Origin of the sequence: Janibacter zhaoxuefangae (assembly GCF_050271985.1) — a bacterium.
Lineage (GTDB): Bacteria > Actinomycetota > Actinomycetes > Actinomycetales > Dermatophilaceae.
The window spans coordinates 2,009,059-2,034,590 of sequence record NZ_CP189849.1; the positions used below are offsets into that span (position 1 = coordinate 2,009,059).

At 71.7% G+C, this 25,532-nt stretch carries 25 protein-coding genes; 6 read left to right on the forward strand and 19 right to left on the reverse strand.

Going from position 1 to position 25,532, the window contains the following annotated elements; translation table 11 throughout:
• Nucleotides 1-17 precede the first annotated feature (17 nt).
• On the forward strand, nt 18-827 hold the full coding sequence (locus ACQBAS_RS09445; protein WP_427383543.1) for a LysM peptidoglycan-binding domain-containing protein: 810 nt from the start codon (nt 18-20) through the stop codon (nt 825-827).
• A complete protein-coding gene (locus tag ACQBAS_RS09450; protein ID WP_427383544.1) occupies nt 824-1,396 on the forward strand; it encodes an Rv3235 family protein in 573 nt (190 codons plus the stop codon). Before ACQBAS_RS09445 ends, ACQBAS_RS09450 begins: the two co-directional genes overlap by 4 nt.
• Before the next feature lie 30 nt (nt 1,397-1,426).
• Here the strand turns inward: ACQBAS_RS09450 and ACQBAS_RS09455 are convergent, their stop codons facing one another.
• Entirely contained in the window at nt 1,427-1,840 is a 414-nt protein-coding gene (locus tag ACQBAS_RS09455; RefSeq protein WP_427383545.1) for a response regulator, read from the reverse strand.
• A 156-nt stretch (nt 1,841-1,996) separates the two neighbouring features.
• Between ACQBAS_RS09455 and ACQBAS_RS09460 the strand changes: the two genes are divergently transcribed.
• Nucleotides 1,997-3,667 (forward strand): sensor histidine kinase, encoded by a 1,671-nt coding sequence (locus ACQBAS_RS09460; RefSeq protein ID WP_427383546.1) that lies wholly within the window; start codon nt 1,997-1,999, stop codon nt 3,665-3,667.
• Nucleotides 3,664-4,293, forward strand: coding sequence for a response regulator (locus tag ACQBAS_RS09465; protein WP_427383547.1), 630 nt, complete (start codon nt 3,664-3,666; stop codon nt 4,291-4,293). Before ACQBAS_RS09460 ends, ACQBAS_RS09465 begins: the two co-directional genes overlap by 4 nt.
• Before the next feature lie 21 nt (nt 4,294-4,314).
• Here ACQBAS_RS09465 and ACQBAS_RS09470 read toward each other — a convergent pair whose 3' ends face one another.
• From ACQBAS_RS09470 to mtrA, 18 genes are all read right to left on the reverse strand, one after another.
• Nucleotides 4,315-5,223, reverse strand: coding sequence for a type II secretion system F family protein (locus ACQBAS_RS09470; RefSeq protein WP_427383548.1), 909 nt, complete (start codon nt 5,221-5,223; stop codon nt 4,315-4,317).
• Nucleotides 5,223-7,208: a type II secretion system F family protein gene (locus tag ACQBAS_RS09475; protein ID WP_427383549.1), complete on the reverse strand. Its 1,986-nt coding sequence runs from the start codon at nt 7,206-7,208 to the stop codon at nt 5,223-5,225. Before ACQBAS_RS09475 ends, ACQBAS_RS09470 begins: the two co-directional genes overlap by 1 nt.
• Nucleotides 7,205-8,590 carry a CpaF family protein gene (locus ACQBAS_RS09480; RefSeq protein ID WP_427383550.1) on the reverse strand — a complete coding sequence of 462 codons (1,386 nt, stop codon included), beginning with the start codon at nt 8,588-8,590 and terminating at the stop codon, nt 7,205-7,207. The genes ACQBAS_RS09475 and ACQBAS_RS09480 overlap by 4 nt, the downstream gene beginning before the upstream one ends.
• Nucleotides 8,587-9,762, reverse strand: a complete 1,176-nt coding sequence (locus ACQBAS_RS09485) for an AAA family ATPase (RefSeq protein ID WP_427383551.1) — start codon at nt 9,760-9,762, stop codon at nt 8,587-8,589. Before ACQBAS_RS09485 ends, ACQBAS_RS09480 begins: the two co-directional genes overlap by 4 nt.
• On the reverse strand, nt 9,759-10,553 hold the full coding sequence (cpaB, locus tag ACQBAS_RS09490) for a Flp pilus assembly protein CpaB (RefSeq protein WP_427383552.1): 795 nt from the start codon (nt 10,551-10,553) through the stop codon (nt 9,759-9,761). Before cpaB ends, ACQBAS_RS09485 begins: the two co-directional genes overlap by 4 nt.
• A gap of 57 nt (nt 10,554-10,610) precedes the next feature.
• A complete protein-coding gene (locus tag ACQBAS_RS09495) occupies nt 10,611-11,876 on the reverse strand; it encodes a pilus assembly protein TadG-related protein (RefSeq protein ID WP_427383553.1) in 1,266 nt (421 codons plus the stop codon).
• Between the two features lie 2 nt (nt 11,877-11,878).
• Nucleotides 11,879-12,277, reverse strand: a complete 399-nt coding sequence (locus tag ACQBAS_RS09500) for a TadE/TadG family type IV pilus assembly protein (RefSeq protein ID WP_427383554.1) — start codon at nt 12,275-12,277, stop codon at nt 11,879-11,881.
• 143 nt (nt 12,278-12,420) lie between these two features.
• Nucleotides 12,421-12,597: a Flp family type IVb pilin gene (locus ACQBAS_RS09505; RefSeq protein WP_427385617.1), complete on the reverse strand. Its 177-nt coding sequence runs from the start codon at nt 12,595-12,597 to the stop codon at nt 12,421-12,423.
• A gap of 8 nt (nt 12,598-12,605) precedes the next feature.
• Entirely contained in the window at nt 12,606-12,800 is a 195-nt protein-coding gene (locus ACQBAS_RS09510; protein WP_427383555.1) for a Flp family type IVb pilin, read from the reverse strand.
• Nucleotides 12,801-12,920: 120 nt separating this feature from the next.
• The gene (locus tag ACQBAS_RS09515; protein ID WP_427383556.1) at nt 12,921-13,115 is read right to left on the reverse strand and encodes a Flp family type IVb pilin; all 195 of its coding nucleotides are present in this window, start codon (nt 13,113-13,115) and stop codon (nt 12,921-12,923) included.
• 214 nt (nt 13,116-13,329) lie between these two features.
• Nucleotides 13,330-16,179 carry a preprotein translocase subunit SecA gene (secA, locus tag ACQBAS_RS09520; RefSeq protein ID WP_427383557.1) on the reverse strand — a complete coding sequence of 950 codons (2,850 nt, stop codon included), beginning with the start codon at nt 16,177-16,179 and terminating at the stop codon, nt 13,330-13,332.
• 119 nt (nt 16,180-16,298) lie between these two features.
• The gene (locus ACQBAS_RS09525) at nt 16,299-17,453 is read right to left on the reverse strand and encodes a winged helix-turn-helix domain-containing protein (protein ID WP_427385618.1); all 1,155 of its coding nucleotides are present in this window, start codon (nt 17,451-17,453) and stop codon (nt 16,299-16,301) included.
• 35 nt (nt 17,454-17,488) lie between these two features.
• Nucleotides 17,489-18,190: a response regulator gene (locus ACQBAS_RS09530; RefSeq protein ID WP_427383558.1), complete on the reverse strand. Its 702-nt coding sequence runs from the start codon at nt 18,188-18,190 to the stop codon at nt 17,489-17,491.
• Nucleotides 18,191-18,328: 138 nt separating this feature from the next.
• Nucleotides 18,329-19,018, reverse strand: coding sequence for a ribosome hibernation-promoting factor, HPF/YfiA family (gene hpf, locus ACQBAS_RS09535; RefSeq protein ID WP_427383559.1), 690 nt, complete (start codon nt 19,016-19,018; stop codon nt 18,329-18,331).
• Between the two features lie 177 nt (nt 19,019-19,195).
• Nucleotides 19,196-19,999 (reverse strand): ComF family protein, encoded by an 804-nt coding sequence (locus ACQBAS_RS09540; RefSeq protein ID WP_427383560.1) that lies wholly within the window; start codon nt 19,997-19,999, stop codon nt 19,196-19,198.
• Nucleotides 20,000-20,092: 93 nt separating this feature from the next.
• Nucleotides 20,093-21,847: a GerMN domain-containing protein gene (locus tag ACQBAS_RS09545; RefSeq protein ID WP_427383561.1), complete on the reverse strand. Its 1,755-nt coding sequence runs from the start codon at nt 21,845-21,847 to the stop codon at nt 20,093-20,095.
• Nucleotides 21,844-23,565, reverse strand: coding sequence for an MtrAB system histidine kinase MtrB (gene mtrB / locus ACQBAS_RS09550; protein WP_427383562.1), 1,722 nt, complete (start codon nt 23,563-23,565; stop codon nt 21,844-21,846). Before mtrB ends, ACQBAS_RS09545 begins: the two co-directional genes overlap by 4 nt.
• Nucleotides 23,566-23,567: 2 nt before the next feature.
• Nucleotides 23,568-24,245, reverse strand: a complete 678-nt coding sequence (gene mtrA, locus ACQBAS_RS09555) for an MtrAB system response regulator MtrA (RefSeq protein ID WP_427383563.1) — start codon at nt 24,243-24,245, stop codon at nt 23,568-23,570.
• 143 nt (nt 24,246-24,388) lie between these two features.
• On the opposite strand from mtrA, the gene ACQBAS_RS09560 reads away from it, so the two are divergent.
• Nucleotides 24,389-24,682, forward strand: a complete 294-nt coding sequence (locus tag ACQBAS_RS09560; protein ID WP_427383564.1) for a hypothetical protein — start codon at nt 24,389-24,391, stop codon at nt 24,680-24,682.
• A 20-nt stretch (nt 24,683-24,702) separates the two neighbouring features.
• On the forward strand, nt 24,703-25,500 hold the full coding sequence (locus tag ACQBAS_RS09565) for an HTTM domain-containing protein (protein WP_427383565.1): 798 nt from the start codon (nt 24,703-24,705) through the stop codon (nt 25,498-25,500).
• Nucleotides 25,501-25,532 lie beyond the last annotated feature (32 nt).

Consider the following 25,532-nt stretch of genomic DNA (forward strand, 5'->3'; position numbering starts at 1 on the left):
ACATCATTGGAGGGGAAATGAGCACACTGCAGGGGGATGCCCCGACGTCGCGATGGTGGTGCGGCGCCACGGGGGCGGCGCTCGCGGTCGGGGTGACGGGGCTGTGGAGCGCGACGGTGGTGACGCGCGCGTGGGCGGAGGTCGCCGCGCCGGGCCCGATGAGTGCGGACGAGGGGCTCGTGCTGGTGGCTGCACTCGCGGCGACGTCGATCGCCGTGTGGCTCTCGGTGGCCCTCGTCGTCAGCGTGGTCGCGCAGGTGCCGGGGCGCCTCGGTCGGGCGGCCCGCACCCTGCAGGACCACGTCTCCCCGGCGCTCATCCGGCGCACGGCCGCCTTCCTCGTCGGGGTCGGCACGACCGGCGCCCTGCTGCCGGGGACTGCCGCGGCCGACACCCCGCCGCCGGGTCCGGGTGTCATCGCGACGGCGCCGCGTGTGGCTGGTGACCGCCAGGGCGAAGGTGGGTCGCCCGCCTTCGCGCCGACGGGCCCGCGGCCCGTCACCGAGCAGTCGCGCGCGACGACGGACGCCCCGTCGGTCCGGGAGCCCGGCGCGCAGTGGCGGCCCACCCGGCCGCGCGTGCGACCCATGCCCGCACCGGAGCTGGTCGTCGGCCGGACTCGCGAGGCGCCTCCGGAGGTCGTGGTGCTGCGCGGTGACACGCTGTGGGGCATCGTGGCCGCCCACCTCGGGGATGCGGCGACGGACGCCGAGGTGACGCGCGAGTGGCCCCGCTGGCACGCGGCGAACCGGGACGTCATCGGGCCGGACCCGGACCGGCTCCTGCCCGGTCAGGTCCTCCACGCCCCCGAGGCGGTGGCCCGGTGAGCGCCGCGGAGGTCCTGCCTGATCTCGAGCGGCTGCCGCACGAGCCCCCTCGGCGGCACCTGCGGCTGGCCTCGCCCCTGCCCGCGCCGGCCCTGTCGCGGGTTGACGTGCGCGCCCTGCCGGAGCCTCCCCTGCGCACGCGGTTCGAGCGGGCGCCGCAGCCGAGCGGTCGCCAGGCGAGCACCATCGAGGCGGAGGACGACCTGTTCTTCGGACCGCAGGCCACGTCGACCTCGGAGTTGCCCGAGCCGACGGCCTGGGTGGGCCAGATCTCCCAGGCCCTGGTCGAGGTCATGGCGGGCACGCGCCCGGCGACCCAGCTGGCGCGGTGGGCGTCGGCGGACGTCTACGACGCGGCGCTCACCCGGTCCGTCCTCGCCCAGCGCCGACGCCGGCCCGGGTCCCCCGCGCCACGCACCGTCGTGCGGCGCGTGCACGTCCAGTGCCCGGCCGACGGGGTCGTCGAGGCGGCAGTCACGGTCCTCGACGGCGGCAGGGTGCGCGCGATCGCGATGCGCCTCAGCGGCCTCGACGGCCGCTGGATCGTCGACGCGCTCCAGATCGCCTGACCGGGGGACGACGGCGCCCCGGCCGTCCGGTCAGAGCGCGGTGACGCCATCCGCGACGCGCAGGACGGCCTCGACGATCTCGTCCGCGTCGGCGGCCTTGAAGAGATAGGCCTCGGCGCCGGCGGCGAGTGCGGCGTCACGGTCTTCGCGATCGTCGGCCATCGTGAGCATGAGGCAGTGGGTCCGCGGCGCCTGCACCCGGATCCGGGAGCACGCCTCGATCCCCCCGATGCCGGGCATCCGGCAGTCGAGGAGGACGACGTCGGGGTCGAGGGCCAGGACCTGCTCGATGGCGCCCTCGCCGTCGTCGGCCTGCCCCACGACGTCGATCCGCCCGTCGAGACCGAGGACCATCGCCATGAGCTGGCGATGACGCACGTGGTCGTCGGCGAGGACGACGCGCACGGGCGTCGTCCTCGCACGGACCTCGGGCTGATCGCTCACCCGCCACATTGTGCCGCTCGGGTCGGACACCGAGGGCGGGATCGGGGGATCTGGCCGGTTCGGCATTCGCGCCGGTTCGACCACGCCCGCGGCCCGGACGGGGCAGGATGTCAGGTGCCTCACCCGCATTCACCCACTCGCCACGAGGGAGATCCCGTGCCCCAGTCGTCCCCGACGCGGCTCAGGGTCCCCCTCGGGCTCCTCCTGCGGAGCGGGGTGGCACTGGCGGCCGTGGGGATCAACGCCCTCATCGCCGGGCACGTCCAGGTCCTGCCGTGGGCACTGCTCGTCGTGCTCGTCGACGTGGCCTCCTCCTATCTCCTCGACGGCCCGGCACCGCTCATCCGCTCCCGCCCACTCGCGGAATGGGCGACCGTGGCCGTCGCCGCGGTGGCGAGCGCCGGCGCCGTCACGGCGGGCCCCGGCGGCCTGCTGCTCCTGCTCGTCCCCGCGGCGATGGCGGGTGAGCGACTCCGTCCGCTGGGGGCCAGCCTCCTGACCACCCTCGAGCTGCTCCTCGCCCTGCTCGTCGCCGCACGCAGCGACGTCCTCACGTCGCCCGGCGCGATCGCCTTCCACCAGCGGCTGGCGCTCGCCGTCATCGTCGCCTTCCTCATCGCGTGGCTGGCGGCCTCGCGCACGAGTCGCACGAGCATCGCTCAGGTGCACGCCGCCGAGGCCGCCGAGATGCTCGAGCGACTCACCGAGCTCGCCTCCGGTTTCCACCGCGGGTTCGACGGCCCGGGCCACGCAGAAGGGGCCCTCGCGGATCTGCTCCAGGCGACCGGCTCCGACCGCGGGAGCGCGGTCGTCGCCGACCTCGAGCGTCGACCGCAGACGTGGGCCCAGACCGGCGTGACCCGTCAGACGTGGCCCCCCGCGGACTCGCCCGACTCCCTCCTGGCGGCGACGTGGCGGCGCTCCGAGCCGACGGTCCTGCCCCGCTGGCGCGACGTCAACGGCCGCGACCGCTCGGTGCTGGCCGTGGGGTTGCGCGCCCGCGACGGCTCGCCCATCGGGATGCTCGTGGCCAGCCGCCCGGCCGACGCCCCGTTCACCGACGATGATGTCGCGGTGGGCGAGTCCGTCGCTCGCCGACACGAGACCTTCATCGAGTTGGCCGTCCTCTTCGCCTGGCTGCGCGACCAAGCCCTGCAGGAGGAACGCGACCGACTCAGCCGCCAGATGCACGACGGCATCGGCCAGGAGATCGCCGCCCTGGGCTATCAGCTCGACGCCGTCCGCCTGCTCGCACGGCGCAGCGCCCCCGAGATCGAGCCCCTCCTCGACGAAGTCCGGACCAACCTCACGGACATCGCCGGAGACGTGCGGCTGCACATCTCCGACCTGCGCCGGGGCGCGCCCCAGTTGCCCCGGGCCCACGTGGCCATCGAGGCCCGGCTGTCCGCCTTCCGGAGCGCCACCGGCATCGCGGTGAACTCCCATGTCGACCCCGCCCCGGACGCCCTCGGCACGGGCGCCGAGCTCGCGCTCTACCGGGTGCTCGTCGCCGTGCTGCGTGACGCCGTGGATTCGGGCGCCACGCACGTGTCGGTCCGGATGACGACGCGGGAGCAGGTCACGCTCATCGTCTCGCACGACGGGGCCACGCGCCTCGTGGCGGACGATCTGGCCCGGCACACGATCCTCGTGCCACGCTCGGACCTGAGGATCATGGACGCCTCCGCGGAGGGTGCCGTCGTCCGCGTCGTCATCCCCCTCCCCGACGACGCGGGGCGACAGGCCCCGGCGTTGTCCCCGGCGGCCACTACCGTGGCGGACGGCGGGAATGATCAGCACAACGCACAGGGGGCACACCGAGCATGACGATCCGCGTTCACCTCGTCGACGACCACGCCGCCGTGCGGCAGGCCATGGCCCACCTCATCGGCGGCGAGGAGGGCTTCGAGGTCGTCGGCCAGTCCGGCAGCCTGGCCCAGGCACGGGCTGATCTGGCCGGCTCAGCGGCTGACGTCCTCGTCATCGACGTCAACCTCCCCGATGGCAGCGGCCTCGACCTCGTCGAGGAGTGCCGCACGCGCTCGGAGAGCCTCGGCCTCGTCGTGCTCACCATGCTCGACGACGACGCGACCCTGCTCCGCGCGCTCGACGCCGGCGCCTCCGCGCTCGTCCTCAAGACCGCCCCGGCCGAGCAGGTGTTCGGCGCCATCGTCCACGCGCACCGCTCCCCGAGCGCCTTCAGCGCCGAGGGCCTGTCCGCCGCCCTGCGGCGTCGACGCGATGCCCCGCCGGAGCTGCTGACGCCGCGCGAACGGGAGGTCGTCGCCGCCCTGCTCGCGGGGTACTCGGTCGATCAGGTCGCCACGCGCCTCTACATGAGCCGGTCGACCGTCAAGACCCACGTGGGCAAGGTCTACGACAAGCTCGGCGTGCACAACCGGGCGGGACTGGCGGTCGCCGCCGTGAAACACGGCATCGCACCGAGGGAGTGACGCCGCCGGGACGGCGGACCGTCAGAGCGCTCCACTGGTGAAGAGCTCGAAGAGCTGGATCCCGGCCGGGCCGATGATGACGATGAAGAGCACCGGGAAGATGCACAGCAGCAGCGGGAAGAGGATCTTCACCGGGACCTGCTGCGCCTTCTCCTCCGCCCGCTGACGACGGATGAGGCGCATCTGCTGCGCCTGCTCGCGCAGCACGTTGCCGATGGGCACACCCAGCCGGTCCGCCTGGACGAGTGCGCTGACGAAGGTGCGCACCTCCTGGGCGTCGGTGCGGTCGGCCATGGCGGTGAAGGCGTCCGCGCGGCTCTTGCCGATCTGGATCTCGGACAGAACACGGGCGAACTCCCCAGCCATCGGCCCCTCGAGCGACCGGGCGACCTGCAGCAGTGCGGCGTCGAATCCCTGCCCGGCCTCGACGCAGACGGTGAGCATGTCGAGGGCCTCGGCGAGGCCACGCTGGAGCGCGTCCTTGCGCCGGATGCCCGCGTTGTAGAGGAGGATGTCCGGCAGCAGGAAGCCGAAGCCGCCCATGGCGATGGCGGCGAGGATCCCCTTCGCGCCCAGCCCTCCCCAGAGGAGGCCGAGGAGTGCGCCACCGACGAGCCCGGCGCCCTTGGCGCCGAGGACCCGCTCGACGGGCCACGCGGGCGGGCTGCCGATCTTGTCGAGGTTGCGGCTGATCCGGGCCACCCGGTCCGCGGGGGTCAGCCGGCGAGCCAGCCCCTTCGTCGCGTCGAGGACGGGGTTGACCAGCCGGTCACGCGCGCTGAGGTCGGCCGCGGCCACCTCGCGGCGATCAAGGGTCTGCTCGATGAGGACGAGGGACTGGGCCACCCCTCGCGGCCCACCCGTCGACAGGCCCGCCGCGAGCACGCCGATGGCCAGCAGGATGACGCCGAATCCGACGAGGAAGAGCATCAGACCTCCACCGTGACGACCTTGGACATCCACCAGATGCCGAAGGCGAGGAAGACCGCTCCGGCGATGCACATGGCGATGCCGGGCAGCGTCGTCCACAGCAGGGCGATGTAGGGCTTGTTGACGAAAAGCATGTACACGAAGATGAAGATGGGTAGCGCGATGAGGATGTAGGCCGAGAGTTTGCCCTCCGCCGACAGCGCCTGGACGTGCCGTTTGAGCGAGGCCCGGTCGCGGATCGTCGCGGCCGTCGTGCGCAGGGTCTCGGCGAGGTTGCCGCCGACCTCACGCTGGATCGTGATGGCCATGGAGGTCCAGCGCATGTTCTGGCTGTCCATCCGGGTGCCGACGCGCTCCAGCGCCTCGGCCATGTCGGAGCCGATGCGGGCCTCGGCCAGCGCCCGGGAGAACTCCTTGGCCAGGGGGTCGGCGGAGTCCTTCGCGACGGCGTCGAGCGCCTGCGGCAGGGAGAAGCCGGAGCCGAGGCTGCTGGCGACGAGCGACAGCGCGTCGGGCAGTTGGGTGTCGAACTTCTTCGCGCGGCGCTTGGCGAGGAAGCGCAGGACGAGTGCCGGCACGACGCCCCCGACGACGAGGCCGAGGGCGAGCCCGACGAGCCGACCCCAGCCGCCACCGAGGAGGAGCATGAAGAGGGCGGCACCCACGATGAGCGAGACCACCCGCAGGACCCACCACTCCCCGGGCCGCAGGGCGAGGTCCGCGCGCTCGATGAGCGCCATCGTCTTCGACGCCGACGAGCGCCCTTCCATCCGCTTGTCGCCGTAGGCGACGAGGGAGGTCGTCAGCGCGCCGGCGCCGCTCGCCTTCGGCCGGTCCCGCGTGAGCGACTCGGTGGCGGGCAGGTAGGTCTCGACCCCGGCCACGCGCGCCGCCCGGCGGGTCTGGAAGGCGGGGGCGACGAGCGCCATGACGAGTCCGAGGATGCCGAGGAAGAGGGCCGCGACGGCGGCCGGCTTCATCCACGACGTGGCGGGCGCAGCGAAGGACTCGGGCGTGGCCGAGGTGACGACGGTCGGGGCCGGGGCGCTGGGGTCGTCGGTCGTGCTGGCGCGAAGGTCGCCGAGGTCGACCATCGAGGCGGCGCGGAAGTCGCGCCCGCCCGCCGTCCCGGTGAGCACGACCTTCTGCGGCCCGGACAGGGTCTCCGGCGCGGTCAACCGCCACCGGACCTGACTCTCCAGGGCCGTGGCGGCCGCGGTGAAGGCGGCCTTGACGGCCTTGTCGTCGCCGGCCTGGGCGACGGATCCGCCGCCGGCGGCGGCGAAGCGGTCGAGCACGGACGTGTCCGTCTCGTCGGTCTTGAAGGCGACGATCTCGGCACGGATGCCGGCCCGCTTGAGCGCGGAGACGGCCGACTTCTGCGCGCGCGCCTTGTCCTTGGCGATGGTGTCGCCGCCGTCGCTGAGGAGCAGGATGCTGCGGTCGCCCGACGCACCCAGGGCCGTGACCGCGTCCCGGATGGCCGCGTAGAGGCTCGTCTCGCCGTCGGACTCGAGGGCGTTCACCGACCGGAGCAGCCTGGCCCGGTCGGTCGTCAGTGGCACGTCGACGCCCGAGGTGTTCGCGAAGGAGACGAGGCCGATGCGGACGTCCTTCGGCGCGGCCTCGAGGAAGGAGGCCGCGGCGTCGCGCGCGACGGCCATGCCCGCCTCGCCCATGGACCCGCTCGTGTCGACGACGAGCATGGCCCGCCGGGGCGCCTGGGTGACGGGGTCGACCTCGAGGGGGACGTCGTCGTCGCCGACGGTGGCGTGCAGGCTCGCGTCGTCGACCTCGACGGCGCCACCCCCGGAGCGGAGGGTGAGCACGCCGGTGAGGTCGCCGGCGTCGGTGGCGATGTCGCTGAGGGTCGCCGGGATGGGCTTGGGTGCGGCGGCGCCGGGCGCCGCGACGGGCACGGCGCCAAGCACGGCGAGGGCGATCGCGGCCACCCAGACCCGCAGGGCCGGGGCGCGTCGGGTCACGAGGCGCCCCGGATGAACATCGACGGTGGCAGCTCGACGCCCACGTCAGCGAGGTCCTGGCTGAACTTCGGTCGCAGGCCGGTGCTCACGAGGTGGCCGAGGAAGCGGCCGTTGGCGTCCCGCCCGGCGGCCCAGTCAAAGGTGAAGATGTCCTGGAGGGTGACGATGTCGCCCTCCATGCCGACGACCTCGCTGACGGCGACGATGCGCCGCGTGCCGTCCTTGAGTCGCTGCTGCTGCACGACGAGGTCGATGGCGCTGGCCACCTGCTCGCGGATGGCGCGGATCGGCAGGTCGACGCCGGCCATGAGCACCATCGTCTCGAGGCGGGAGAGGCTGTCGCGCGGGCTGTTGGCGTGGACCGTCGTGATGGACCCGTCGTGACCGGTGTTCATGGCCTGGAGCATGTCGAGGGCAGCGCCGTCGCGGACCTCACCGACGATGATCCGGTCGGGGCGCATGCGCAGCGCGTTCTTGACGAGGTCGCGGATGGCGATCTCGCCGCGGCCCTCGATGTTGGACGGTCGCGACTCCATCCGCAGCACGTGGTCCTGGTGCAGCTGGAGCTCGGCGGCGTCCTCGATGGTGATGATGCGCTCGTCGTCGGGCAGGAAGGACGACACGACGTTGAGGGTCGTCGTCTTCCCCGAACCCGTGCCGCCGCTGATGACGAGGTTGCGTCGGCCGACGACGCATGCCCGCAGGAAGTCGCGCACCTGCGGCGACATGGTCCCGAAGGAGATCAGGTCGAGGTCGGTGAAGGGGTCGGCGGCGAACTTGCGGATCGTCAGCATGGCGCCGTCGAGCGCGATCGGGGCCACGACGGCGTTGACGCGGGAGCCGTCGGGCAGGCGCGCGTCGACGAGCGGGCTGGCCTCGTCGATGCGGCGGCCCACACGGGAGACGATCTTGTCGATGGTGCGCCGCAGGTGGGCATCATCGGCGAAGGTCGTCGACACGGGATGGATCTTGCCGAGGCGCTCGATGTAGATCTGGTCGGGACCGTTGACCATGATCTCGGTGATGTCGGGGTCACGCAGCAGCGGCTCGAGCGGCCCGTGGCCGAGGATGTCGTCGGAGACCTCCTGCGCGATCCGCGTGCGGTCGCTGTGCGACAGCGGCTTCTGCTCCGTCGCGATGACCTCGGTGAGGGCGAGCCGCACCTTCGAGGCGATCTCGGTCTCGGTCAGGTGCGGGTCATAGAGCTTGGCCCCGAGCGACTCGAGCAGGGTCTGGTGGACGCGGCCCTTGACTGCGGCGAAGGGGTCCGCGTCCCGTCGCCGGTTGGTCCGGCGCGTCGGTCCGGCGGCAGCTCCGGGCGGCGGCGCCGCCACCGGGTTCTGGCTCGTCCGGGCGCTCTCGAGCCGATCGGCGAGGCTCATCGCCGGCTCCTCAGCAGGCCGCGGCCGCGGCGTGTCTCCGGCTCCGCCCCGGCGTCGGTGGCGACGCGAAGGTGCTTCTCCGCGAGCTCGCGCATGGCGCCGCTGACGGGGTGCTTGGTGTTCGACAGGACGATCGCGTCGCCCCGGTTGATCGATGCGGGCACGTCGAGGCTGTTGGGGACCGAGACGGCGATGGACCGCTTGAGCACGGTCTCGACGTCCTCGAGCCGCAGGCCGACCTTCGTGTCGGCGCGGTTGAGGACGATCACCCGGCTCTCCGCGGGGTGGCCGAGCAGGTCGAGGGTGTCGAGGGCGAGCCGCAGGTTCTTCACGGCGGGGATGTCAAGGGTGGCGATGAGCACGGAGAGGTCGGAGCCGTCGAAGGCGGCGAGGACGTGCTCGGTGAAACTGGGCGGGGTGTCGACGAAGACGTAGTCGTATTCGGTGCGGGCCACCCGCAGCAGCTCGGCGACGCTCGAGACGGGGACGCGGTCGGCCTGGGCCGGGTCCGACGGCGCCGCGACGACGTCGAGCCCGCTCGCCGCGTGCGTGATGACGAGCGAGGCGAGACCGGCCGGGTCGAGGTGTCCGCTCATGGCGGCGACGTCGGCGATGGACGACTGGGGCAGCAGCTGGAGGCTGATGGCGACGTCGCCGAAGGCGAGGTCGAGGTCGATGAGCAGGGTCCGGGCGCCGCTGGCGGCGAAGTGCACCGCGAGGTTGGTGCTCAGGGTCGTCTTGCCGACGCCGCCCTTCGCGGAAAAGACGGTGATGACGCGAGCGTGGTGCCCGCTGCCGGCCAGATCGCTGCCGCCGACGAGCCGGGCCGTGAGCTCGTGGCTGCGCCGGACGGCGTCGGCGACCGCGGTGAGGTCCTCGGCTCCCAGGACTTCGCGCACACCCGAGCGCTGCGCCTGGCTGAGCGCCTGGACCTCGAGGCGGTGCCGCAGCAGCAGCACACCGACGTGCGGGCGGTCGAGACGGATCGCCTCGGCGAGATCGCACGCCGAGTCGAGGGCGACCTCGGGGCCGATGACGATGAGGCTGACGGCCGGGTTCTCCTGGACGGCACGACCGACGGCCGCCGCGCTCTCGTGGAAGGAGACGTCACCGCCGAGCGCGAAGCGGTATTTCTCGGCCGCTCCCGGGTCGTGGTCCCAGAGGAGGTTCACTGGTCACCGCCCTTGGTCATGCTCCCGAGGGTGAGGTCGGTGACGCCCGTCGAGTCGCCGAAGTCGACATCGGAGCCGCGCAGGCCGGCGTAGAGGGTGCGCGAGTGGATGGCGTGGACGAGCTTCACGGAGTCCGCCGGGCTGACGGCGACGGTCACGAGGAAGGAGGGCTGGCCGGACGTCGCCGCTGCTTGCTCCTCGTCGTCGGTGGCCGTGGGCGCCGCACCGGGCGTGAGTGGGGTCTCGCCCTTGCCGATGACGAGGACGTCGTCGAGCAGGACATCGGTGCCCTGGAAGGCGAACTCGTTGAAGGCCTTGTCGGCGTCGGAGACACCGGGGAGCTTGACGATCTTGTGGGTCTCGTAGACGGCGATCTTGCTGCCGGGGGTGACGAAGGAGCCGACCCGTGCCGGGTCGGACAGTTCAACGGAGATGGCGACCATGCCTCCGGGCACGGTGATCGCCTTCGTCCCGAGCTGGGTCTTGCCGAAGCGTGCCTCCTGGAGGTACTCCCCCGCCGCGATGTCGCCCGTGGCGATGAGCTCGCGGTTGCCCTCGTTGACGTCGGTGAGGGCCCCCGCCGGCATCCCCTTGGCCGCGACCGTGGTGCGGGCGATCATCTCCTGCCGCAGCGCGTCCTTGAGCGAGGTCCCCGCCGGGATGATCTCCTGGCTGACATAGACCTGCTTCGGCTGCTGCTCCGCCACGGCCCGCTCGTCCGCCCCGTTGACGTAGAGGAGCACGAGGACAGCGCCGATCAGCGCGAGCGCCGTGGCGAGGATGATGGCCATGCTGCGTTTCATCGATGAGCTCTCGGTCGGGGGGTGTGCAGAAGGTCGAGTGGTGCGTCAGCCGGCGGGGACGACGCCGATGGAGCCGAAAACGTTGCCGCCGGGGTCGGGGGCCACGACCTCGTCGGCCTGCAGCACGCCGGACGTGAACCACCCACTCAGGCACAGATTTCCCCCCTTACAGCCATAGGTCGTCCCCGGCACGGCGGCATCCGGGGGGCCACTGGTGAAATGCCAGCCACTGATGTAGAACTTCGCCCAGCCGCGGATGAAGTAGTAGGACCAGTTCCCGCCAATCTTGTCGTCACACTCGGCCTGCGCCTTGACCGGGTCGAGGATGGGGTTCCACGTCGGCGGGCTCGTCCCGTCCTTCTCCATGCAGGCATAGACGGGGACATCGACGACGGTTCCGAGCAGATTCGCGAACATGACCTTGTCGCAAGGGAAGTCGCCGCCGTTGTCCACCTTGATCCACCCCGGAGGCGTCACCTCCGACTTGCAGTCCTCGTTCGAGAGGTATCCGAAGCCGCCGGGCATGTCGATGCCCGGCCCCCAGCTTGGGCATTCCGTCGCCTCCACCACGGTCTTCAACTGGAGCACGACCCGCTGGGACGCCGGGGGCAGCGCCGGCTGTCCGGCGCCGCCGTAGCCATGCGACGTCGAGCCGTTGTAGACCGGCGGTTCGGCGTAGGTCAGCCCGTCCGCCGTCAACGTGTTCCACTCACACTCGGAGATGGTGATCGGCGTCTTCGCCGTGGCGCTCGCGGGCGCCCCCCACGTCGCGCGGGCGCAGGCGCCGACGGACGAGCCGGAGGTGCCGGTGAGCGTCTGGGCCACGGCGTAGGGAAGGATCGTTCCTCCGTCGGACGTCTTCGTGCTCGTGTGCACCTGGACGTAGGGGAACCCCGTGGCATAGGCGGTCGGAAGCGCCGGGCAGTTCGTCAGCTGGGCGTTGTCGCCGGGGGCGCACACGGGCAGGGAGGCTCCGGCGACCGCGGGCCCACCCAGGCAGTAGGACGTGAGCGTCCCCGCCTCGTCCTTCGCGTTGGCGTCGATGAGTTCCTGGAGGTCCGCCCGCGTGGTCGTGTCGCTCGTCGTGCAGGCCGTCGGCTTCGTGCCGCAGATCCGGGCCAGGTCGAGGGCGGCCGCATCGGCGCCATTCTGGAGCTCGCGGCGCTCCCACATGAGGTGACCGACGTCGATCGTCACGGCACCGAAGCCGAGCAGCGTGCCCGACCCGAGCAGGACCGCGACGAGTGTGGCCGCCGCACCCCGCTGCCCCGACCCCAGTCGACGCCGGAGCCAGACTCCCCACGTGCGCACGCTCAACCGTTGCATCTCATGGCCCCCTCGGAAGCGATGGTGGGTGTGCCCAGGGCCGGCCCGGGGAAGAGACTCATGATGTCGTCGAGGAAGATCCACTCGAAGGGCGCGATCGGCGCCGCCGTGACCTCGCTGTTCTTCGCCCCACCTGTGCAATCCGTGGTGACCGACAGGTCGACCCAGTCACCACCCGCGGCCTGGGCCCGCGCCTCGGCTTCCTCGTCCGTGTACTTCATGGAGATCATCCGGGCGCCTTCGCGTGCCGCGCTGGCGGTGGAGATCTGCATGTAGAAGGCGCGGCCGAAGTCGGTGATACCGGCGACGATCAGCAGCAGGAGGGGCAGTACGAGGGCGAACTCGATCGCGGCCGCACCTCGTTCGCTGCGCGTGCGTGTCGTCACCCGGTCCACCCCCTTCCACTCACCTGCGGCGGGCCGCCCGTCATGGGACAGCCCATCTTCTCCGTACCGCGCGCCCCGCTGTGGCGAAACGGCGAAACTCGGTCGGGCGTCAGGGACGCCCGACCGAGAAACGAGTCACCCGATCATGGGAAGCCGTCGGCGGCATCCTGGAAGATGCCAACCAAGGTCGTTCCCAAGGCGGTTACCGCGAGCACGATCGCCAGGGCGATGAGTCCCGCCATGAGGGCGTACTCCACCGCCGTGGCACCAGTTGCTCTCGACCACTGGTCGCGAATGCGGAGACGCGCTCGGGTGATCATCACGTGGCTCAGGCGATGCCCTTGAGCTTGCCCGCGACGTCGTTGAACACCTTCTCGAGGTTCGTCCCGATCAGGGCGACGGCGGTGATGATGACGATGGCGATGAGTGCGACCATGAGGCCGTACTCGACGGCGGTCGCGCCCTTCTCGGAGTTGAGGCGCATGCGGACACGGGACTGCAGGTTGACGAGAGCGCAGGTCATTGAGACTCCTTGTTCAGAGCTGGAAGTCGGCGGATCAGCCGACTCCTCGCGAGCGACCGGTGGCCTTTGACGGCGCCATCCAATGGACCGTCGACGAGTCACCGGGTTGGCTGGGGACGATCAGGCGATGCCCTTGAGCTTGCCCGCGACGTCGTTGAACACCTTCTCGAGGTTCGTCCCGATCAGGGCGACGGCGGTGATGATGACGATCGCGATGAGGGCGACCATGAGGCCGTACTCGACGGCGGTCGCACCCTTCTCGGAGTTGAGGCGCATGTGGACGCGGGACTGGAGGTTGACGAGAGCGCGGGTCATGATGACTCCTTCTTCAGGGCTGAAAGCCAGGTCGCGGAGGCTCCCCCCGCTCATCGAGCAGTCAACCGCCGCCAGCCCGGTCCACGGCACGGGCGAACGTCCACCGTCGCCGACGCCGATCACCCACTCCCCATCGGCCGAACGGCCGAGGGCGGCCCATCCCCAGTGGGGAGGAGCCGCCCTCGTCACGAGCGCTCGGCTGTGCGGACCTGCGTCAGGCCTTCTTGCCGTGGCACATCTTGTACTTCTTGCCGCTGCCGCACGGGCACGGGTCGTTGCGACGCGCGCCGGCCAACTGCTCCGGGGTGAGCTCGACATCGAACTCCTCGTCCCGCTCCTCGACGCCGCCGGCGTCGCTCGGCGCGCTGTAGTGCAGGCGCTGACCGCGACGCGGCTCGTCGAGGCCCCGGACCTGGACGTGCGTCTCGCCTCCGGGCTCCGCCGCCGGGACGGCACCCTCGGCGCCGGCCTCGTCCGTCGCCGCCGGGGCCGCGTCCGGGAGGTCGCCGAGCAGGTCGCTGACGTGCATCGGCTGGATCGCCGGTGCAGGCGCCTCCTCGACCTGGACGTCGGCGTGGAAGAGCAGGTTGACCGACTCCTCCTTGATCGCGTCGTTCATCGCCTCGAAGAGCTGGAAGCCCTCGCGCTGGTACTCGACGAGCGGGTCGCGCTGGGCCATCGAGCGCAGCCCGATGCCCTCCTTGAGGTAGTCCATCTCGTAGAGGTGCTCGCGCCACTTCTTGTCGAGGACCGACAGGATGACGCGCCGCTCGAGCTCGCGCATCCCGCGCTCCCCGAGCTGGGCCTCGCGCTCGTCGTAGGCGTGGTGGACGTCGGAGGTGATCTCCTCGAGGAGTCCCTCCGAGGTCAGGCCCGGACGACCGCCGGCGGCGTCGATGACCTGGCTCTGGGTCACCTTCGTCGGATAGAGCGACTCGAGGGCGGTCCACAGCCGGTCGAGGTCCCACTCCTCCGCGAAGCCCTCGGCCGTCTCGGCCGTGACGTACCCGCCGACGACGTCGTTGACGAAGCCGCGCAGCTGCTCCTCGAGGTCCTCGCCCTCGAGGACGCGACGGCGCTCCTCGTAGACGACCTGGCGCTGGCGGTTGAGGACGTCGTCGTACTTGAGGACGTTCTTGCGGATCTCGTAGTTCTGGCCCTCGAGCTGGCTCTGCGCGCTCTCGATGGAGCGGTTGAGGAGCTTGCCCTCGATGGGAGTGTCCTCGTCGATCTTCGCGCTCGTCATGACGCGGTCGACGAAGCCGGCGTTGAAGAGCCGCATGAGGGTGTCCTCGAGCGACAGGTAGAACCGCGACTCACCCGGGTCGCCCTGACGGCCGGAGCGACCGCGCAACTGGTTGTCGATGCGCCGCGACTCGTGGCGCTCGGTGCCCAGGACGTAGAGGCCGCCGAGCTCCTTCACCTCGTCGTGCTCGGCCTTGACGGATGCCTCGGCCTCGGCGAGCGCGGTGTCCCACGCCGCCTCGTACTCCTCCGGCGTCTCCTCGGGGTCGAGCCCGCGCTGTCTCAGCGTGGCGACGGCCGTGAACTCCGAGTTGCCGCCGAGCATGATGTCCGTGCCGCGACCGGCCATGTTCGTCGCGACGGTGACGGCGCCCTTGCGCCCGGCCTGCGCGACGATCGCCGCCTCGCGCTCGTGGTGCTTGGCGTTGAGGACCTCGTGCGGGATCCCGCGGCGACGCAGCTGGTCGGAGAGGACCTCCGACTTCTCGACGCTCGTCGTGCCGACGAGGACGGGCTGGCCCGTCTCGTGACGGGCCGCGATGTCGTCGACGACGGCGCGGAACTTCGCGGCCTCCGTGCGGTAGACGAGGTCCGGCTGGTCCTTGCGGACCATCGGGCGGTTCGTCGGGATCGGGATGACGCCGAGGCCGTAGATCGAGTTGAGCTCGGCGGCCTCGGTCTGGGCCGTGCCCGTCATGCCCGAGAGGGTGTCGTACATGCGGAAGTAGTTCTGGAGGGTGATCGTCGCGAGCGTCTGGTTCTCGCTCTTGATCTCGACGCCCTCCTTGGCCTCGATCGCCTGGTGCATGCCCTCGTTGTAGCGGCGCCCGGAGAGCATGCGGCCCGTGTGCTCGTCGACGATCATGACCTCGCCGTTGACGACGACGTAGTCCTTGTCGCGCTGGAAGAGCTCCTTGGCCTTGAGCGCGTTGTTGAGGTAGCCGATGAGCGGCGTGTTCTCGGACTCGTAGAGGTTGTCGATGCCGAGGCGGTTCTCCACCTTCGCGATGCCCGCCTCGAGCACCCCGACGGTGCGCTTCTTCTCGTCGACCTCGTAGTCGCCCTTGCCGTCCTCGCCACGCTCGAGGCGGGCGACGAGCCGGGAGAACTCGACGTACCACTTCTGCGGCGCGTCGGACGGGCCGGAGATGATCAGCGGCGTGCGGGCCTCGTCGATGAGGATGGAGTCGACCTCGTCGACGATGGCGAAGTTGTGGCCGCGCTGGACCAGCTCGTCCGGGGACCACGCCATGTTGTCGCGCAGGTAGTCGAAGCCGAACTCATTGTTCGTGCCGTAGGTGATGTCCTTCGCGTACTGCTCACGGCGCTCGGCCGGGGTCATCGACGAGAGGATGCAGCCGGTCTCGAGACCGAGGGCGCGGTGGATGCGGCCCATCAGCTCGGCCTGGTACTCGGCGAGGTAGTCGTTGACCGTGACGACGTGGACGCCCTTGCCCTCGATGGCGTTGAGGTAGGACGGGAGGGTCGCGACGAGCGTCTTGCCCTCACCCGTCTTCATCTCGGCGACGTTGCCGCCGTGGAGCGCCGCGCCACCCATGATCTGGACGTCGAAGTGCCGCTGCCCCGTCGTGCGCCGGGCCGCCTCACGGACGGCGGCGAAGGCCTCCGGCATGATGTCGTCGAGCGTCTCGCCGTCCTTGAGCCGGGCGCGGAACGTGTCCGTCTCGCCGCGCAGCTCGGCGTCCGTCAGCTTGAGGAAGTCCTCCTCGATCGCGTTGACCTGGGCGGCAATGCCCTCGAGCCGCTTGACGGCACGTCCTTCGCCCGCACGCAGCAGGCGCTCGACGATCTTGACCACGAAAAACACTCCTGAAGGAATAGGTCCGGACTTGGGCCCGTCCGGGACCTGCTCAGGCTAGTCGAGTCCCCCGGCGGAGTTGTAGCGAGGGAGCGCGTGCCCTTTCACGCTCCCCCGCGTCAGGCGTGGGTGACGCCGGTGAGGCCCAGCCATCCGGCGAGCAGGTCGAGCTCGGCGGCCAACTCGTCGGGCCCGTCGGCGGGCGCGTCCGGCTCCCAGGTCGTGCGCTGCACGCGCAGGAGCCCGGCGGCGCGGTCCGCCTTGAGGTCACAGCGCGCCACGAGACGGTCCCCGAGCAGGAACGGCAGGACGTAGTAGCCGTGCACCCGCTGGGGCGCCGGCACGTAGATCTCCAACCGATAGCGGAACCCGAAGAGCGCCTCCGTCCGCTCGCGCTGCCAGATGAGGGAGTCGAAGGGGCTCAGCAGCGCACGCGCCTGCACCCGCCGGGGCGTGCGGGCGTCGACATGGACGAAGGCGGCCCGCCGCCAGCCCTCGACGCTCACCGGCTCGAGGACGCCCTCGTCGACGAGGTCGGCGATCGCGCGACGCGACTCCTCGGGCCCCAACCGGAAGTAGTCCCGCAGGTCCTGCTCCGTCCCGACCCCGTGCGCCCGCGCGGCGATGGCGATCAGCTCGCGGTGCGCCGTCGCCGGATCCGGCCGCGAGTCGGCGTCGAGAACGGCGCCGCGCAGGGCCGGCGGGAAGATCCGCTCGAGCGCCGCGTACCGCCGCTCGAACTGCGGGGTCCGGCCCGCGCTGCCGATCTCCCCCGCCCAGAAGAGGTGCTCCAGGGCGTGCTTGACGAGCGACCAGTTCCAGCCCCAGTGGTCGCTGTCGCGGGGCGCGTCGTGCTCGATTGCCGCCTCGATCTGCCGGGCCGTCCGCGGCGGACCCGACAGCACCTCGTCGCGCACCGCGTCGACCAGCCCCGGGTGCTCGCGGCGCACGCGCTGCATCCCGCCCCACGCCTCGTCGTGGGCGCGCTGCATCCGGAAGTCGAGCAGCGGCCACGTCGACGGTGGGATGAGGCTCGCCTCATGGGCCCAGTACTCGACGAGGCGTCGCGGGGCGACGTCACGTGCCCGGTCGAGCAGGCCCGTGTCGTAGGGCCCAAGCCGCGAGAAGAAGGGGAGGTACTGGCTGCGCTGGAGGACGTTGACGCTGTCGATCTGGATGACGCCGACCGTGTCGATGACCCGCTGGAGATGCCGCGTCCCGACCCCGCCCTCGGGCGGGCGCGGGCTGGCGAACCCCTGCGCGGCGAGGGCCATGCGGCGGGCCGCCGCGAGCGAGATCCGACGAGGGGTCACGAGCCGTCGACGAGGCGGGTGCGCACCGCGTAGAGGGCTGCCTCGACGCGCGAGTGGAGCTGGAGTTTTTCGAGGATGTTGCGCACGTGGTTCTTCACGGTGTTCTCGGAGATGAAGAGGAGCTCGGCGATCTCGCGATTCTTCCGGCCCTGCGCCACGAGGGCGAGGACCTCCCGCTCCCGCTCCGTGAGCGTCGGCGCACCGGGCTCGAAGGCGCTCTCACGCCGACCCATCGCGGCGAACTCGGCGAGCAACTGCGCGGCCAGAGAGGCCGGGATGAGGGACTGGCCCCCGTGCACCGCCCGGATGGACGCCGCGATCTTGTCGGGCTCACCGTCCTTGAGCAGGTAGCCGTTGGCGCCCGCCCGCACGGCGTCGAAGAGGTCTTCCTCCTCATCCGACCCGGTGAGCATGAGGATGCGCGTCGACGGCGACTCCTCCCGGATCCGGGCGGCCGCGGCCGGACCGCTGAGGCCCGGCAGGCGGACGTCGAGCAGGACGACGTCGGGCGCGACCTCACGAGCGACCTCGACGGCCTCGGCACCATCGGAGGCCTCGCCGACGATCTCGATGTCGGGCTCGATCCCGACGACGGCCTGGAGCCCGCGACGATAGAGGACGTGGTCGTCCACGACGAGGACGCGGATCGACTCGCCCACGTCCGGCCGGTCGCCGTTGCTGCTGATGTCGGGGCTCATGCGAGTCCCCACCTCCTGACCTCGGGGCGCCCTGGGGACGCGTCCCCATGATGCCCCACCCCGAGTCCGTCCCGGTAGGAGGTGACGAAGGGGACCCGCCGGTTCCACCGGCAGGTCCCCTTCGGTGACGCCACGGAATCAGGTCGTGACCGCGACCGGGCTCTCGTGCTCAGCGGTCACCCGCGAGGAGTCGGGCACGGCGGCGCCGTTGGCCTGCTCCGAGTCGAGGTGGATGACGCCGTAGGACCAGCCGCGCCGCCGGTAGACGACGCTCGGCTTGTCGGTCTCGACGTCGTGGAAGAGGAAGAAGTCGTGACCGACCAACTCCATCTCCCGCAGGGCCTGCGCCAGATCCATCGGTGAGGACGCGTGCACCTTTTCGCGGACCTCGATGGGCGAGTTGCCGACTGCTCCGAAGAGGTCGACCTCCTCTGCCTCCGCCTCCTCGGCGGGCGCTCCCGACTCCGGCAGTTGCTGGAAGCGCGCCGTCGCGGCGGACACGGACTCGGGCGTGTGCCGGCCTCGATGCACCTTCCGCTTGTCCTGCGCTCGGCGGAGGCGCTCCATCAGTCGGTCGAGAGCCATCTCCAGCGCCGCGTACTTGTCATCGTGGCAAGCCTCCGCCCGGATGATGGGGCCCTTGACGTGGCAGGTGATCTCCACCCGCTCGCTCGCCTTGGCCTGGCGCTTGTTGGGCTCATGCGTGACGAGGACGTCGATGCGCTGGGCGCGCGGCGCGAGCTGCGTCACCTTGTCGAGTTTGTCCTCGACGTGCTCTCGGAATCGTTCGGAAATGGTCAGGTGGCGTCCTGTGACGACAATGTCCACTTGTCGTCCTCCTTTGGGTGCGTGATGGAGTGCTGACGTCGGCCTGTCGGGGCCAGATCAACCGCGGCACCACCTCCCCCAGCCGCTCCTCGCCCGGCCGTGACCGGCGGCGTCACCCAGTGGGTCTGACGTCCGCCCGAAGTCCGTCACGGCGACAAAGGGGGCCATGACGACACGCTAGTCGTCCGAGCCGGAAAGCGACAGTGATGGCGCTGTGCTGACAGCGGAAAGGCCGTGAGGAGAGGACGATCGGCGCGGTGTGGCCGCGATCGTCGCCGCCGCGAGGGGTCCCGAACCCGCGACTCGCAGGGCACGCGCCGCCTCCGCGAGCGTCGCCCCCGAGGTGAGGACGTCGTCGAGGACGAGGCACGGCGCACCGGCCACGGCGGCGGCCCACCCCGGGTCCAACCCCATGGCGCCCTCGACGTTGACCGCGCGCTCCCGCCCACCGAGACCACGCTGATCACCGACCCGGCGCCGCCACCTCAGGGCCGGCGCGAGCGTGATCTCCTGCGCGTGCATCCCGGCGAGGGCCGCCCGCACCACGGCGGCGAAGGGGTGGTCGCCCCGGCGCCGTCGCGCCCGCCGAGACGTCGGGACGGGCACGGCCAGGATCGGTCCGTCGCCGCGGAGGAGCGCGGCGCGCAGGGGTGGCGAGTCGCGTACGGCCACGCCGATCGCCCCCGCGAGCGCATCGGCGAGGACGGGCGTCAGGTCACGGCGGTCATCGTCCTTGTGCGCCCGCACGAGGGCCGCGACCGTGCCGTCGTTGCGCCCCCAGGCCGTGCTCGGCGGGAGGCCTCGCGGCACGGGGTCGGGCACCACGCTGGCGGCCAGGCCGCCTGGACCCAGGGCTCCCGCGGCGAAGGCGGCGGAGCACCCTTCGCACAGCATCGCGCCGGCGGCCCCGCAGCCGGCGCACTGACCCGGCAGCACGAGATCGGCTGCCGCCCGCAGGGCCTCGTCGATGCGGAACGTCACCCCCTCAGGGTGGTGACCAGCCAGCCGCGCAGGCGGGCGTCCGGCCCGGGTGTGGACGGCCGGTCGCCGCCAGCCGCCCCTGTGGAGCGGGTGTCAGCCGCCGGGGACGAGCAGGGTGCGACCGACGGGCGCGGTCAGCCACGTCCCGCCGGCGCGCAGCAGGAGACCGGCCTCAGAGCGCACCACGAGGCCGCGAGTGCCGTCGATGGTCGAGATCCGGAGGGCGCCGGGGCGCTGACTCAGGAGGCTCGGCTGTCCCCCACCGGCGACGAGGTGGATCCCGATGGCGCGGTCGGCGTCCGCCTTCCCCACGATCGCCAGGGCCGTCTCCGAGGTCCAGGCGACGTCGCGGACCGTCGTCAGCTCGGCCGCGACCCGCAGGGACTCCGGGGCGAGGATCGAGGGCAGGCCGTTGGGCTGCCGGACGACGCCCGTGATCTCGACGCGGGCCGCCTTCCCACTGGCCGTCGTCGTGACGAGGGCGATCCGCTGCCCGTCCGGGGAGACCCGGGCAGCCGAGACGATCCGGCGCCCGAGCCACGGCACCTTCACCGGCACGGGGGCGGAGCGGACGTCGTCGTCGAGGTCGGCCGCCGCGTTGATCGCCCACAGGTGGTCGCCGCCCTCCCCCTGTCCGGGGACCCAGAGGATGCCGTGCCGGTCAAAGCTGGGCGCGCCGAGATTCGTCGCGAAGGAAGGCAACTCGTGGACGCGGGCGTCGGTGTGCCAGCGGGCCAGCACGTCGCGGCCCTGGGTGACGCCGGCGACCTCTGTGCCGTCCCACGACTGGGCAAGGTCCTGCCACTCCTGCGGGATGTCCGGGAAGGGGGTCTCCTCGTCCCCCGTGACGTCGCCCTCGAGGATCTCGTTGCGGGTCACCGGGATGACGTGGTTGCGGACCCGCAGGAGCAGGTCGCCGCCGGCGTCCTCGCTGTCCTGGAAGTAGCCGAGCGACTCCACCGAGCGCGCCGGCACGGCGATCCCCTCAGCCTCGAGACTCGCGCCCTCGACCGTCACCTGCACCGCCTCCACGTCGGAGGCCTGCAGCAGCGTGGACACGAGTTGGGCATAGAGGGTGCGGCGCTCGGCCGGCTTGGACGGGACCCCGGCCGCGCGCAGGTCGACCGTCGCGACCCCGTCGACGACGGGGACCGCGTCGACGACGAGGGCGAGGTCGGTCTGCGTGGTGGCCGCTCCGCGCAGGTGGACCGGCACTGCGGACAGCTGGGCCCGCGCGAGCCGGGTGGCCTGCCGGTCGAGCGGCAACCAGCGGGTGTCGGGGATGAGGGTGTTGCTCGTCGTCGAGACGTAGTGCACGTCGAAGGGGCGCAGCAGGCGGCTGACCGCCCCGGGGGTCAGCCACCGGCCGAAGCCCTCCTCGAGCCCGCTGATCCGCCACTGCTCGTCGACGAGTTCCAGTTCGACGTCGGAGCGGACGATGGTGTGGGGCTCGACGCTCTGGTAGCGGCCTGACCCGTCGATCGTCGCCTCGGCCTCGGCGATGAGCTGCCAGCGGCGATCGCTCAGCCGCTTGAGCTTCACCTCGTCGTCGCTCTTGAGGACGACCGTGCCCGAGTCGGGCACCCACGCCTTGCCGGCGGGGTCGGTGAGGAACGACCGCGCGACGGACACGTCGCCGCCCGTGGCGGCACCCGCCTTCAGGAAGCCGCGGATGATCTGCGTCTGGGTGGCGTCCTCCTGGGGCGCCGGCGGGAGCACCTTCACCTGGTCGCGGCCCGCGCCGCCGACCTCGAGGCCGGGACGGACCGGCCCGGAGGACTGCAGCCCACCGCAGGCGGTGAGGACGAAGGAGAGCACGGCCAGCAGCGCCCACGGTCCCCTTCTCATGTGGAGGCCTCCGTGAGACTCCCGTCGGTGGGCGCCAACGGCAGCGGGGACTCGCGGATCTCACCGCCCCGCTCGCGCGGCAGAGTCAGACGGAAGCAGGACCCGCGGCCGGGCTCGCCCCATGCTTGGAGCCAGCCGCCGTGCAGTCGGGCGTCCTCGAGGGAGATGGCCAGACCGAGGCCGGTGCCGCCCGTCGTCCGGGCGCGGGAGGAGTCGGCGCGCCAGAACCGGTTGAAGACCAGGCCGGCCTCCCCCGGGCGCAGGCCCACGCCGCGGTCGCGCACGGCGACCGCCACGGCGGTCTCGTTGCGGGCGACGTGGATCTCGACGGGGCGACCTTCGCCGTGCTCGACGGCGTTGACCACGAGGTTGCGCACGATCCGCTCGACCCGGCGCGGGTCGATGGCCGCGACGACGGGTTCGAGTGGCGCGTGCACGGTGACCTCGCTGCCGCGGGCGTCGGCGATGGCCTGGGTGGCGACGACGACGCGGCGCACGATCTCGGAGAGGTCGGTGTCCTCCTGCTCGATGATCGCCGCGCCCGCGTCGAAGCGGCTGATCTCGAGCAGGTCGGTCAGCAGCACCTCGAACCGCTCGATCTCGATGTGCAGCAACTCGGCCGCGCGGCCCACGGCCGGCGGGAAGTCGGCGCGGCTCGCGTGGATGAGGTCGCCCGCCATCGTGATCGTGGTCAGCGGCGTGCGCAGCTCGTGCGAGACGTCGGAGACGAACCGCTGTTGGACGCGGGAGAGCCCTTCGAGCTGGCGGATCTGACTTTGGAGATTGTCGGCCATCTCGTTGAAGGCCTTGCCCAGTGCGGCCAGATCATCGCTGCCGCGCGCGGGCATGCGCTCGTTGAGGTGTCCCGAGGACAGTCGCCCCGCGACGGCCGCGGCCCGACGCACCGGCGAGACGACCTGACGCGTGACGAACCACGCGACCGCGCTGACGAGGGTCGTCAGGAAGAGGACACCGAGGAGGAGGGAGCGGCTGACGACGCCGAGCGTCTGGCGCTCCCGGTCCATCGGATAGATGAAGTACAGGTCGTAGGCACCGGCCGTCGGCACCTGCACCTGCTGGCCGACGATGACGGCCGGGATCGTGTCGGTGGCCTCCCCACCGGCCACGACGTCCGCGTCGCTGTCGGCCGGGTGACTGATCTCGGTGAGGGTGCTCTGCTGACGGTCGGCGTCGGCGGCCACCGCGGTGCGCAACTCGTCCGGCACGGCCTCGAGCGGCACATCCCGGGGCAGGACCGTGTTGAGGCGCACCGGGGCGCTCGTGTTGTTGATCGACGCCGCGAGGATGACGTAGCGGCTGGTGTCGGCCCGCGGCGGCGTGAGCTTGGTGCGGACGAGCTCCTCGGCGAAGGCGTTGAGCGCGGCCTCGTCGGTGCCCGCCGTCGTCGTGTCGAAGTTCTGCTGCGCCTCCGCGGCGAGTTCGCGGGCCTCGGCCTGGGCGGAGGCCACCCGGTCGGACTGGAGACCGCGGGCGATCTCGCGGTACATGTAGGACCCGACGAGACCGGTGACGATGAGGCCCAGGACGAGCGTCGTGGAGACGATGCGCAGTTGCAGGGAGCGGCGCCAGCGGCGCACGAAGGACGCCCACGCGCCCTCGATCCCCTCGAGCACGCGCCGCCAGCTCGCCCCGACCGTGCTCGTGGGGGCGCTGGCGGACTCGTCCGGGGAGTCAGCCGGCCCGGCCGGCTCGGACATGCTCAGGCGGGTCCGGCCTTGTATCCCACGCCGCGGACCGTGACGACGATCTGGGGGTTCTCCGGGTCGTGCTCGATCTTGGACCGCAGTCGCTGGACGTGCACGTTGACGAGGCGGGTGTCCCCGGCGTGGCGGTAGCCCCAGACCTGCTCGAGGAGGGTCTCGCGGCTGAAGACCTGCTGCGGCTTGCGCGCGAGGGCGACGAGGAGGTCGAACTCCAGGGGCGTCAGCGACAGCGAGGCGCCGTCGCGCTTGACCGAGTGACCGGCCACGTCGATCTCGAGGTCGCCGATCGTCAGGCGCTCGGGCTCCGGGTCGTCACCGCGGCGCAGGCGGGCGCGGACGCGGGCGATGAGCTCCTGAGGCTTGAACGGCTTGACGACGTAGTCGTCGGCGCCGGACTCGAGACCGACGACGATGTCGACGGTGTCGGTGCGGGCCGTGAGCATGACGATCGGGACGCCGGACTCGGCGCGGATCCGGCGACAGACCTCCATGCCGTCGATGCCCGGGAGCATGACGTCGAGGAGGACGACATCGGGGCGCGACTCGCGGAAGGCGCCGAGGGCGGCGTTGCCGTCCGCGACGTGCACGACGTCGAGGCCCTCGTTGCGCAGGACGATGCCGAGCATCTCCGCCAGCGATTGATCGTCGTCGACGATGAGCACGCGACCCTTCACACCATGTCCTTCCGTGGCGTCACCGGACCGATCGGCCCGTGTGCGCACAGTTTCGCACGCCAACCACTAGCCTCGCGTCCGTGGTGGACCAACGACGTACGAGGCGTGTCGGGTGGCGTCCCTCGGGTCGACTCCTCGCCGGGGTGATCGCCGCACAGGTCCTCATCCCCCTGATGGCTCTCGTCGGCTTCGAGGACCCCACGAGGCTCGGCTTCCAGATGTACGCGGGGCCGGGCGCGGTGACGGCCACGGCCGTGGCCGCCGACGGCGCCGAGCGCGAGATCGACCTTCGTGAGCAGGTCGTTCACCCCCGCCCGGAGCTCGACTGGTCGGGTCTCGCCGACGCTCTGTGTGAGCGGCTCCCCGACGCCGCGTCGGTGCGAGTCGAGCAACGGTTCATCACCCGGACCGCGACGTGGACGGCGCGATGCCCGTGACCGACGCGCCCAGTCCTCCGTTGCGATCCCGCCGCCACGACATCCTCGGCTGGCTCGACCGTGCCGCCACGGCGACGACCACGCCGGGGCCCATCGCCGTGGCCCGGGTGGGGCTCGCCCTGGCCGCCCTGCTCAGCATCTTCGAGTACACCGCGCTGTTGTTCGAGGAGGACCGGATCCGACGACCGCTCCTGTCGCTCATCCCGCCGGTGCACGGGACCGCGGCCGTGGCGCTCATGGTCGTCGGGTTCACGGCGGGAGTGTGCCTGGCCATCGGCCTGCTCGCGAACGCGATGGCCGCCCTCGTCTGCCTCGTGCAGGTGGCCTACTACGTCGTCGACGTCCAGACCTACAGCAGCCACCACACGCTCGTCATCGCGCTCACGGCGCTCCTCGCCTTCGCCCACTCCGATGCGGGGCGGTCCCTCCAGGCCCGCCTGTCCGGTCGGGTCCACGCCGTCCCGTGGTGGCCGCAGCTGCTGATGATGGTCCAGATCAGCGTGCTCTACCTCTTCGCGGGCCTGAGCAAGATCAACCCGATCTGGCTCGACGGGTCGGTCCTCGCGGACGAGCTGCGCTGGAGCGTGCCGCCCGCGGTCCAGGTCGGGCTGGCGTGCCTGACGATCGTCACGGAGGTCGCGCTGGCCCTGGCGTTGTGGCACCCCCGCACCCGACGCTGGGCCGTGCTCGTGGGCATCCTGCTGCACCTGTCCATCGTGACGATGCTGCGCGACCCCTTCGCGCTCGTCGCCTTCGCCCTGGCCTGCGTCCCGCTGTATCCCCTCTTCCTCACGCGCCCCTCCGTCCCGCGGGACTGATCACGCGCGCGCCCATGCCGAAGGGGGCCGGG